Annotated in this window: 11 protein-coding genes; 7 read left to right on the top strand and 4 right to left on the bottom strand. The window is 64.5% G+C overall.

Annotation, left to right across the window (positions count from 1 at the left end):
• Positions 1-169 precede the first annotated feature (169 nt).
• From K789_RS0109195 to K789_RS0109180, 4 genes are all read left to right on the top strand, one after another.
• A complete protein-coding gene (locus tag K789_RS0109195) occupies positions 170-1,051 on the top strand; it encodes a hypothetical protein (protein WP_024366507.1) in 882 nt (293 codons plus the stop codon).
• An 86-nt stretch (positions 1,052-1,137) separates the two neighbouring features.
• Entirely contained in the window at positions 1,138-1,626 is a 489-nt protein-coding gene (locus K789_RS0109190) for a GyrI-like domain-containing protein (RefSeq protein WP_029704805.1), read from the top strand.
• A 134-nt stretch (positions 1,627-1,760) separates the two neighbouring features.
• Positions 1,761-2,063, top strand: coding sequence for a DUF4193 domain-containing protein (locus tag K789_RS0109185; RefSeq protein WP_024366505.1), 303 nt, complete (start codon positions 1,761-1,763; stop codon positions 2,061-2,063).
• A gap of 264 nt (positions 2,064-2,327) precedes the next feature.
• Positions 2,328-2,873: a hypothetical protein gene (locus K789_RS0109180; protein WP_024366504.1), complete on the top strand. Its 546-nt coding sequence runs from the start codon at positions 2,328-2,330 to the stop codon at positions 2,871-2,873.
• Positions 2,874-2,894: 21 nt separating this feature from the next.
• On the opposite strand, the gene K789_RS0109175 is transcribed toward K789_RS0109180, so the two are convergent.
• Genes K789_RS0109175 through K789_RS0109160 form a run of 4 tightly spaced genes read right to left on the bottom strand, consistent with a single transcriptional unit; the run spans position 2,895 to position 6,081 of the window.
• Positions 2,895-3,275, bottom strand: a complete 381-nt coding sequence (locus K789_RS0109175; RefSeq protein WP_237739563.1) for a flagellar assembly protein FliW — start codon at positions 3,273-3,275, stop codon at positions 2,895-2,897.
• An 8-nt stretch (positions 3,276-3,283) separates the two neighbouring features.
• The gene (gene flgL, locus K789_RS0109170) at positions 3,284-4,174 is read right to left on the bottom strand and encodes a flagellar hook-associated protein FlgL (protein WP_024366502.1); all 891 of its coding nucleotides are present in this window, start codon (positions 4,172-4,174) and stop codon (positions 3,284-3,286) included.
• A gap of 4 nt (positions 4,175-4,178) precedes the next feature.
• Positions 4,179-5,588 carry a flagellar hook-associated protein FlgK gene (flgK, locus tag K789_RS0109165; RefSeq protein ID WP_024366501.1) on the bottom strand — a complete coding sequence of 470 codons (1,410 nt, stop codon included), beginning with the start codon at positions 5,586-5,588 and terminating at the stop codon, positions 4,179-4,181.
• A 10-nt stretch (positions 5,589-5,598) separates the two neighbouring features.
• Positions 5,599-6,081: a flagellar protein FlgN gene (locus tag K789_RS0109160; RefSeq protein ID WP_024366500.1), complete on the bottom strand. Its 483-nt coding sequence runs from the start codon at positions 6,079-6,081 to the stop codon at positions 5,599-5,601.
• Positions 6,082-6,359: 278 nt separating this feature from the next.
• On the opposite strand from K789_RS0109160, the gene K789_RS0109155 reads away from it, so the two are divergent.
• From K789_RS0109155 to fliS, 3 genes are all read left to right on the top strand, one after another.
• Entirely contained in the window at positions 6,360-7,214 is an 855-nt protein-coding gene (locus tag K789_RS0109155; protein WP_024366499.1) for a flagellin, read from the top strand.
• A gap of 180 nt (positions 7,215-7,394) precedes the next feature.
• Positions 7,395-8,729: a flagellar filament capping protein FliD gene (fliD, locus tag K789_RS0109150; RefSeq protein WP_024366498.1), complete on the top strand. Its 1,335-nt coding sequence runs from the start codon at positions 7,395-7,397 to the stop codon at positions 8,727-8,729.
• Positions 8,726-9,256, top strand: coding sequence for a flagellar export chaperone FliS (fliS, locus tag K789_RS0109145; RefSeq protein ID WP_024366497.1), 531 nt, complete (start codon positions 8,726-8,728; stop codon positions 9,254-9,256). Before fliD ends, fliS begins: the two co-directional genes overlap by 4 nt.
• The last annotated feature ends 228 nt before the right edge of the window (positions 9,257-9,484 follow it).

The following is a 9,484-nucleotide window of genomic DNA, read 5'->3' as shown; positions in this document are numbered from 1 at the left end:
GCGGTTTTTTATTGTCTGCTATCCCGGCAGGGCAAGCATGGCGAAGAACGAGCCAATTGTGGACAATGTCGGTAAAGCGTCGGCCACCTCGTGGACGGTTGGCCGAGGCACGCAAAGCACACTCTGGCCCCGGGATAACCGGCAGGCCAAAGGTAGTTTGGGGGACACCATGACAGCCAAGCACCTGCACCGGGGCGCCGCCGCCGCCGGCCTGTGCCTCGCCCTGGCCGCCGCGCTGTCGGGTTGCGCTGCCGGTGCCCCAGCGCAGCCCGGGACCTCCACCCAGACCACTGCCCCAACCCAGACCACCGCCTCGTCCCCGGCTTCTGTCGACCCCACCCCGGCAGGACCGGCCTGGACACCCGTGCCAGACAGCGCGCCGTACAAGGCGCTCACGGCGGAGCAGCAGTCGAAGGTCAGCACGTTGGAGGCCATGGACATGGCCACGTTTGAAAAGCAGAGCCGTGAGGACCAACTGGCCTACGGGGCGTTCCTTCGTGAGGTCTACCAGGACAGCGCGATCACCGGGGCGGCAGGCATGGCCCCGGACATCAAGCTCCCGGCCGCCAGGAAAGTGTCCAGCTCGGACACCGGGGAGCAGATCGTCAACGACGAACGCCTCAAGGCAGCGACGGCCCGCTGGAGTGTCCAGCCGGATCAAGGCTCCACGGCCACCCCGGCGGGCCCCGGCGGCAACTACGCAAAGATGGCCCCGTCACGGGTTTCGCCCCTCTTTCCCACGGCCTACGCGGAAGTCTCCACGCCCTCTGAGCTGACCCGGGGGACGGTTATCTCCGGGCTGTCGGACCCAACGGGCGCGCCCGTCGTGGCCGAATCCAATAGCTTCATTCCCATGGACGGCTCCTGGGAGGAGCTTTCGTTCAAGATCATCGAAATGCAGAACGCGGCAACGCAGGCCCCCAGTCAGTTCTGGTTCGCGTACACGCCGTTTACGGACATCCACGGGGCCAAGGATGGCGTCTGGATCCTGATGTTCAACGCCCAGGAGTCACAGGACAAATGGATTCCGGACCTGTCCGTCATCGACTGATCGAAGGTGTTCTCCAGGGTCCGGTCACCTGGCCCGGGGGACGTTAGGCCCTAGTCCACGGAATCCGCGCAGCGGAGTCTGGGCATATGACTGAAACGAATCCGGAAAAGACGCCGGACATCAAGTCCACGCAGCTCCAGGAGCAGCCGACGGCGGTGTTGCGGGAGACCGTTCCCATGAAGGAGTTGCGCGAGTTCTTCAGCCGCGCCTACAGCTTGGTGATGAGCGCGGCCGAACAACAGCACGTCCAGCTGGCGGGGCCGCCATTTGCCTTGTACCGCGGAATGCCGACCGACGTCGTCGACGTTGAGGCGGGCTTTCCCGTGGCGGCGCCCTTTCCCGGCGGGGGCGACGGCGGGGTGACCGCGGGAACCCTCCCGGCGGGCCAGGCGTTCGAAGCGATGCACGTGGGCCCGTACGAGACTCTGCCCGAAACGTACGGGGCGATCATGGGGAAGATGCAGGCCGACGGCCTGACGCCGGGGAACGCGATGTGGGAGTACTACCTCAGCGACCCGGCGGCGGAGCCCGACCCAGCCAAGTGGAAGACGCTCATCGTCTGGCCGGTAACCTGAGCGGGCTGCGGTGGACTGTCCGACGCAAAGTGTCGGATTCGCCACACTATTCTTCACCTGCGTGCATAATGTCCTAAACTGCTTCACTGAGGTGCCTGAAATGGCGCTGCGCAGCAACGAAAGTGAACCCCCAAATGGCTACCGATTACGACGCACCACGCAAGACAGAAGAAGAGTCTCCCGCTGAATCGCTGGAGGCCCTTCAGGCGTCCCGCGGCGGCGGCGCCCAGACCGCTGTCATCGACGTCGATGAGAACGACACGGCTGAAGGCATCGACCTTCCCGGCGCCGACCTTTCCGGCGAAGAACTAACGGTCATTGTTGTTCCCGAACAGTCCGACGAATTCACCTGTTCCTCCTGCTTCCTGGTCCGTCACCGGTCCCAGGTGGCCAAGGAAAAGAACGGCATGAAGTTTTGCCGCGATTGCGAAGGCTAGGGGACCTTCCACCGCGCACCGCCACTTCATAGCAAGACAGCAAGGCACTGCGAAACGCCGGCTCCCGCAAGGGAACCGGCGTTTCGCCGTTTCGCCGGGACTTCTCCAACCGGCGGGTTCAATAACAAGCGGACGACGCCGGTGCAACGGTCCTGTGACCGGCCGCGGCGCAGCCTAACGGTTGGGCGCCGATCCGGCAGGCCCCTCGATTCAGCCCCGAAATGCTCCTATTCTGAAGCTATCTCATCTCTTTAGGGGGCCCACATGAAGACGTTCCGGGTGTGGTTGATAGCTATCCTGATGGCGGTTGGATCCGGGCTTGTGGCGCCCGGTCCCGCATCAGCGGCTCCCTATTGCGGGCTGGTGTGGGGGTCGCTGGTCAAAGCGGAACCGGCACTGAGCCAGGCCAAGCTGACGAACGTCCGCACCGGCCAGCACTACTGCTTCGACCGGCTGGTCATTGATCTCAACGGACCTGTCGGCGGCTACACCGTCCGCTACGTTCCGCAAGTGACGCAGGACGGATCGGGCCTCCCCGTCCCGCTGCGGGGCCAGGCGTTCCTCCAGATCACCGCCAACGCCCCGGCCTATGACGACAACGGCAACGCTACCTACAACCCGGCAAACCGGAATGAACTGACCGACGTCAACGGCTACCAGACGTTCCGGCAAGTAGCATGGGCGGGCAGCTTCGAGGGGTACTCAACCCTTGGCCTCGGGGTCCGTGCCCGGCTGCCGTTCCGCGTATTCTCCCTGGCGGGGCCGGATACAGGCTCACGACTGGTGATCGACGTCGCGCATTTCTGGTGAGTCCTGGGTCGGGAGGGAACCTCAGAGCGAGTTGAGGTCCGCCCTAAGCGGGTATTCGCGGCCGTCCAGGACCAGCTGGCTGCAACGGCGGGTTGCCGTGTTCAGCACAATCGGGGCCATGAGGTTTACCGTCGTGGCTTTAGGGGAGTGGTTGAGTACGACGAGTACCTGCGGTGCCTCGCCCTCCTCCAGCTCCAGGGCCTCCAGCGCGGCAGCTGGAATCGGCGGGTTGTAGCCGGGAACGAAGACGGCCACGTCGGCCAGGAACAGCCTCGCGGGGGTGCCGGAGGTCGCTTCCAGCGCGTACAACCCGGTTGCGCCATCGACGCTCCGGAGCGTGAAGTCGCGGGCGTTCTCGAGTCCCGGCATCGGGACGGTGAATGACACTGGTGTGTTCAGCACGGCAGTACTCACCGGAGGAAGTCCATCAGCGTGGGCTGCAGGACCCGTGCCGTTGCGGCCAGGGCCACCTGGTAGTTGGTTTCCTGAAGCTTCAGGTCCATGATCACGCTGCCAAGATCCAGCTTCTCTATGCCCATCTTCTGCGCATCCAAGTTGGCCTCCAAATCTGTGTTGACGGTGCCGGCGCGTTCCAGCTGTGCCTGGCGTGTTCCTACTTCAGCACGTCCGTCGACGATGCTATTAAACCAAGTATCCAAGTTGCCAAGTTGCGACGATGTGGGGGCCGTGCCGCCCTTCAGCGCGTCGGCGATCGACTTGACGGCGTCGAAGACGGAGCCGGTGCCGCTGCCGAAGATCTTCTGGCCGTCGGCGTCGACCCTCACAGTCTGGGTCGCACTGAAGCGACGCTCTACTGGGTTGAGGCCGGCGCCGTTGAAGGTGGGAGGCACGGCGCCGCTGAAGGCCTCGGGGTTATCCGAGTTACCGGCAAAAATGTTGCGGCCCAGGTGCTTGGTGTTGGCGATCGCGACGAGCTCTTTGTTCAGGGATTCCAGTTCGAGGGCGATGGCGTCCTTGCCGGCTTGGTTCAACGAGCCGTTTCCGGCCAGCACGGTGAGGTCCTTGACGCGGTGCATCACGTTGGTGGCCTGCTCAAGGGCGGAATCCGCGGCGGTGAGCCAGGTGTTGCCGTCGTCGATGTTCCGGCCGTACTGGGCGTTGGCCGCGAGAAGGGATCGGGTCTCCAGCGCCTTGGCAGTGGCCGCGGGATCGTCCGAGGGCCGGGAGATCTTGTTGAGTGTGGTCGCCTTTTCCTGCAGTTCGGCCAGCCTGGACTGCTGGGTCTGCAGGCTCCGCTGGGCGTTGGCGCTCATGGTCAGGTTTGTGACGCGGTTCAGCATGGGTCTACCTTCCTACCAGTCCGGTGCGGTTGATCAGGACGTCAAGGGCTTCGTCGACGGCGGTCATCACGCGGGCCGCGGCCTGGTAGGCGTGCTGGTTGGTGAGCAGGCTGACGTTTTCTTCGTCGAGGCTCACGGATGCCTGGGAGGCCCGGCCGGTCAGGGCGGAGGCCTGGGCGGCATTGGTGAGCGATTCGTGCTGCTGGGCTCCGCGGGACTGCACGCCGATGTTGGTGACGATGGCCGCCCAAAACTTGTCAGGCGAACCGGTGCCGGTGCCGAGCTGCGAGATTGTGTCCGCGATGCTGGTGTCCAGGGCGCCGCCCGTTGATGCTTTGAGCGCGACGTTGTCGATGGTGGTGGGGCCGGAAATGCTCAGCGCAGCGGGGCCCGTGCCGGTAGTGGTGAAGAAGTCGACGTTTGTGGCGCCGGTGCCCGTGACACCGGACTTGTGGACGTCGTTGACAGCCTTTGCCAGCTCTTTCGCGAAAGCGTTGTAGGACTCGGCGGCTTGGGCAATGGCACCGCCTTTGTCTGCCGGTGCCAGTACGGAGAGGGCGCCGGCGAGTTCGCCGCCGTCGAGGGCTGCCGTGCCGCCGGGGTTGGTCCACTCAATGCGGGGTGCGTTGGTGCCGGCATCGCTCAGCTTCGTGGCGCCTGCCAGCTGCAGGGTCCGTACCGAGCCGCCCGTGACGAGGGCGTTGCCGCCGACCAGGACATCCACGGTGCCGTCGGGCTGTTCGCGGACGGTGCCGCCGGCGAGGCCGGCGATCTGGTCCGTGAGCCTGGCCCGGGCATCGATGAGCTCGTTGGCCGATCCGCCGGCGGCCAGCGTGGAGCGGATGGTCGTGTTGTAGGAAGCAACCTGGGCGGCTGCCGCGTTGACGGCGGTCACCGCGTCCTGTGCCTGGCCACGGACACTGCTCCATTGCGAGTCGAGGGCCTGGTAGGCGGAGGAGATCTTGTCCGTCACGGAATTCGCGGCGGTCAGCAGCAGTCCCTTGGGCCCAGACTGGTCCGGCTGGTTGGCGGCGCCCTGCCATGCGGACCAGAATCCCTGCAAAGCGGAGGAGATACCGTTGTCGCCGGGTTCTTGAAGGATTCCTTCGATGCCCTGCAGTGTCGCGGATCGGACGCTGGCGTAGCCGGCCTGGGCAGCTGTCGAGCGGACGCCGCCGTCGAGGAAGCTGTTGCCGAGCCGCGCGATGGCGTCCACCGACACGCCCTGGCCGGCCCGCAGGAGGCCGCCGCTGAACAGGCCACGAGCGGGCGCCGCGAGCGACGACTGCTCGACGCGCTGCCGGGTGTACCCCTCGGTGGCGGCGTTGGCGATGTTCTGGCCGGCCACGTTCATGCCCTGCTGGGCGGCGGTCAGCCCGCGGTAGGCGGTGTTCAGGGCGCCAAAGGTGCTCACGGTCGCTTCCCTAAAATTGCTTGTCGAAAATGCGGGAGCCGGCGGTTTCCCCGGTCTTGCCGTGCGCGTCGTAGGTGCCGGCGGCGGGGCGTAGATCGGCGAGCGACTCCTGGGTGGAGCGGACGGCGGTGCGCAGGTACTGCTCGTTGGAGTCGCGCAGTTCCTTGATCAAGGAGGTCTGGCGGGTCAGTGCGGTCAGGTGTGCAGTGAGGATTTCGGACCAGGCGCCTTCCGGGGCGGCGGCGGCCAGTTCCGCCAGGGAAGCGTCAGTGGGCAGCCCCCACGTTTCGGCGACGACGGCGGCCTCGATGGTCCGCGCCAAGCTAGCCTGTGAAAGGTGCCCCAGGACCTGTTCAACTTCCTTGGTGCCGTGGGGCAGCCAGCGTGACTTGCCCGAGGTGAGCAGCAGCTGCTCTTCCTCAAGCTTGAAGGTGAGAACGTCCAGGAGTTCACGCTCCCGCCACAGCAGGGCTGAAAGTTCGTGGATGGCCATGGTCCGGACGGCTCCCTCAATGGTGACTGATGCGGTGGTGCCGGGACTGCAGTACCTATGGAGTCAATTGCAGCCCTCAGCAGGGTTCGTAGAAACTATCGGCCGGGGAGCGGGATCCGTTAGGGGGAATAAGGCGTATTACATGCGGAATGGCAGGGAAAATCGATCTGAAAAGAATTTCGCAATTTTGCTTACCTGTGCTTCGGAAAGGGCGATAACTACTCCTGAAGGCCCACGGATGGGCCATCGCTTACAGTCCCACTCACGGAGGAAACATCATGGGCTTCGTTATCAATAACAACCTCGCGGCAAACAACTCTTACCGCAGCCTCAACAACACCCAGAACGATCTCTCCAAGTCCTTGGAGAAGCTGTCCACCGGCCTGCGCATCAACCGCGCCGGCGATGACGCTGCAGGCCTCTCCATCTCGGAGGGTCTGAAGTCCCAGGTCACCGGTTCGGCCCAGGCTGCCCGCAACGCCCAGGACGGCATCTCAGTCATCCAGACCGCTGAAGGCGCCCTCACCGAGGTCCACTCCATCCTGCAGCGTATGCGCGACTTGGCTGTCCAGGGTGGTAACGACACTAATAATGACGAGGCTCGGACGGCCATCAAGACCGAAGCCACGGCACTCGGCAAGGAACTGGACCGCATTGCGGCGTCCACGAACTTCAACGGCATCAACCTGCTTGACGGCTCGGCCGGTGCCGCTAACGACGGCAAGATTCAGATCCAGGTCGGCGCCGGTTCCGTCGCCTTGAACGACCAGATTGAAATCGACCTGGGCGACGTCACCGCTGATTTCGGTGCTCTGGGCGCTGCAGGCACCGATTTCGACGTGCTGAACGCCACGAATGCGGCCGCGACGATCGCGAAGATCGACACGGCTATCGGCAATGTTTCATCTCAGCGTTCGGATCTGGGTGCAGCCCAGAACCGCCTCGAGCACACGATCAAGTCCCTGAACGTTGCTGGCGAGAACCTGTCTGCCGCGCAGTCCCGCATCGCCGACGTCGACATGGCGCAGGAAATGGTCAAGTTCACCAAGGCCAACATCCTGTCGCAGGCCGGCACCGCAATGCTGGCCCAGGCAAACCAGTCCAGCCAGGGTGTACTTTCGCTCCTGCGCTAAACCGGTTCCGGTAGTCCAGAAGTGAGGCTGCCACCTTGATCGGACGAAGACTTAATCCCGATCAAGAATGCTGCGGAAGGGCCGGATGATGAACGCAATTCATCGTCCGGCCCTTACGCGCAACATCTGAATGTTCCGAACATAGGCACCAGCAGTCATTTGCAGCAATGAGAGGCAGCGATGGGAATCTCACTCGACGGACTAGCCAGCGGGCTCGATACCACCGCGCTTATCAGTTCCGTGATGCAGGTTGAGGCCATCCCGCAAACGCTGCTTAAGTACAAATCCCAGGACCTTCAGTCCATGGTGTCCGCACTGCAGGGCCTCAACAGCAAGGTTGCCGCCCTCGCCACCCAGGCCACCGCTGCTGCTAAACCCGGCGCCCTGGACCTCAACACCGCAACCACAAGCAGCGACAAGGTCACCGCCACCACCACCGCTGCCGCCAAAGCAGGTTCCATCGACTTCCAGGTCGACCTGCTCGCCCAGACCCAGGTCACGGTCACACCCAAAGTGAACGCCGTGGTGGGATGGCCGTACACCACCATGACCATCAATAGCGGGGGCGTTGACTATACGATCGAGCCGCTCTCGAGCAACCTTGACGACGTCGTGACGTCCGTCAATGCGGCCGGAGCCGGCGTCACTGCCAGCAAAGTAGCCGTCGGCGGGGGCGAATACCGCCTGCAGTTCACCGCAACCAAGTCCGGCGAAGCCGGGGCCTTCACGATCAAAGACCCGGCAGCCACCTTCACCGACGTCAAGGCGGCGCAGGACGCTCAGATCACCCTCTGGCCAACGGGCGGGAGTGCCGCGCAGCCGGTGAAATCTTCGACAAACACCTTTACCGATCTCTTGCCCGGCGTTTCCATCACCGCCACAGAAATCACGGCCGCTCCCGTCACGCTCACCGTGGCCCGGGACGACGCCGGCATCACCAAGCTCGCCTCCGACCTCGTCTCGGGCGCCAACGGCATCTTCTCCCTCGTGGCCAGCAAGACCGCGGTCACAAGCACTACCAATACGAGCGGGACATCGACGACCGCAGGCATCTTCGCCAGCGACAGCGCGGTGCGTTCGGTGAACCAGGGCATCTTGTCCGCCGCATCCTTGCCGGTCGGCACGCCACCGCGGTCGCCGTCGGAAATCGGGATCAGCATCACCAAGACCGGAAGTATGGAGTTCGACGAGAAGAAATTCTCGGCAGCCCTCGCCGCCGATCCCGCCGGCACCGCAGCCAAAGTCCAGGAAATCGCCACCCGCATCGCCGCTGCCGCAACCGCCGCTTCGGACAAGTACGACGGCACACTGACCCAAAAGATCACCGGACAGCAGTCGGAGGTCCGTGACCTGGCCACCCGCATCACCGACTGGGATACCCGGCTCGCGTCCCGCAAAGCCACCCTGCAGCGCACCTACTCCGGCCTGGAAGTAGCTCTCAGCAACATGAAGGCCCAACAGTCCTGGCTCACCGCCCAGCTCGGCGGCCTTTCCTCAGGAAGTAACCCAGCATGACCACAACTTTTGGCAGCGGCTACGGAAGTGCCGCCCAACGGAACCAGTACCTCGCCGATTCCGTCCTCTCGGCTCCGCCGGCCCGCCTGCTCACGATGCTCTACGACCGTCTCCTGCTGGACCTTGGCAGGGCGGAGAACGCACAGCAGACGGCCAATTGGCCCGTCGCTTCGGAGAATCTCCTCCACGGCCAGGCGATCATCGCCGAACTCATCTCCTCGCTCAAGACGGACGCCTGGGACGGGGCCGACGGCCTGTTGGGCCTGTACAACTACGCCTTCACCGCCCTGGTCAACGCGAACATCCAGCGGGACCCGGCGCTCACCCGCGAGGCCATTGAACTGCTGGAGCCCCTGCGGCAGGCCTGGCACGACGCCGCCGCTGCTGTTCCCGCCCCGTCCGCTGCACCCGCGTCCGCGGCCTACGGCGCCAGCCCCGTCGTCCCCGCCGCACCCGCCGGATTCTCCTCGGCCGGCGCCTGGAACACCCAGCCCGGAACAGGTGGCGGGAGTCTAGGTTTTGGGTAATTGGGCGGACGTGGAAACCGGCTTAGGGGGAGCCGGTATCCAGCACTCCGAATCAACCCTGAACATGACCTCGACCACCGACACCGCCCTGGCAGCCTGGAATGCAATCCTGGATGTGCTCGAGATGGCTGTCGGCGCCGCCGAACGCACCCTGAAAGACCCGCTGGGACCGCTGTCCGCGCCACCCCAGACGGGGGCGGAACCACTCCCCGAGAAACGCTGGCAGCC

Origin of the sequence: Arthrobacter sp. TB 26, from assembly GCF_000427315.1 — a bacterium.
In the GTDB taxonomy this organism is placed as follows: domain Bacteria; phylum Actinomycetota; class Actinomycetes; order Actinomycetales; family Micrococcaceae; genus Arthrobacter.
The sequence above is the reverse complement of the archived record's forward strand: the minus strand, read 5'-3'. Positions and strand labels throughout refer to the sequence as shown.

Bases quoted from the DNA above. Each gene is read 5' to 3' on its own strand.
- fliD (WP_024366498.1), top strand. From the start codon at position 7,395: ATGGGAATCTCACTCGACGGACTAGCCAGCGGGCTCGATACCACCGCG.
- K789_RS0109195 (WP_024366507.1), top strand. From the start codon at position 170: ATGACAGCCAAGCACCTGCACCGGGGCGCCGCCGCCGCCGGCCTGTGC.
- K789_RS0109190 (WP_029704805.1), top strand. From the start codon at position 1,138: ATGACTGAAACGAATCCGGAAAAGACGCCGGACATCAAGTCCACGCAG.
- K789_RS0109160 (WP_024366500.1), bottom strand. From the start codon at position 6,081: ATGGCCATCCACGAACTTTCAGCCCTGCTGTGGCGGGAGCGTGAACTC.
- fliS (WP_024366497.1), top strand. From the start codon at position 8,726: ATGACCACAACTTTTGGCAGCGGCTACGGAAGTGCCGCCCAACGGAAC.
- flgL (WP_024366502.1), bottom strand. From the start codon at position 4,174: ATGCTGAACCGCGTCACAAACCTGACCATGAGCGCCAACGCCCAGCGG.
- K789_RS0109155 (WP_024366499.1), top strand. From the start codon at position 6,360: ATGGGCTTCGTTATCAATAACAACCTCGCGGCAAACAACTCTTACCGC.
- K789_RS0109180 (WP_024366504.1), top strand. From the start codon at position 2,328: ATGAAGACGTTCCGGGTGTGGTTGATAGCTATCCTGATGGCGGTTGGA.
- K789_RS0109185 (WP_024366505.1), top strand. From the start codon at position 1,761: ATGGCTACCGATTACGACGCACCACGCAAGACAGAAGAAGAGTCTCCC.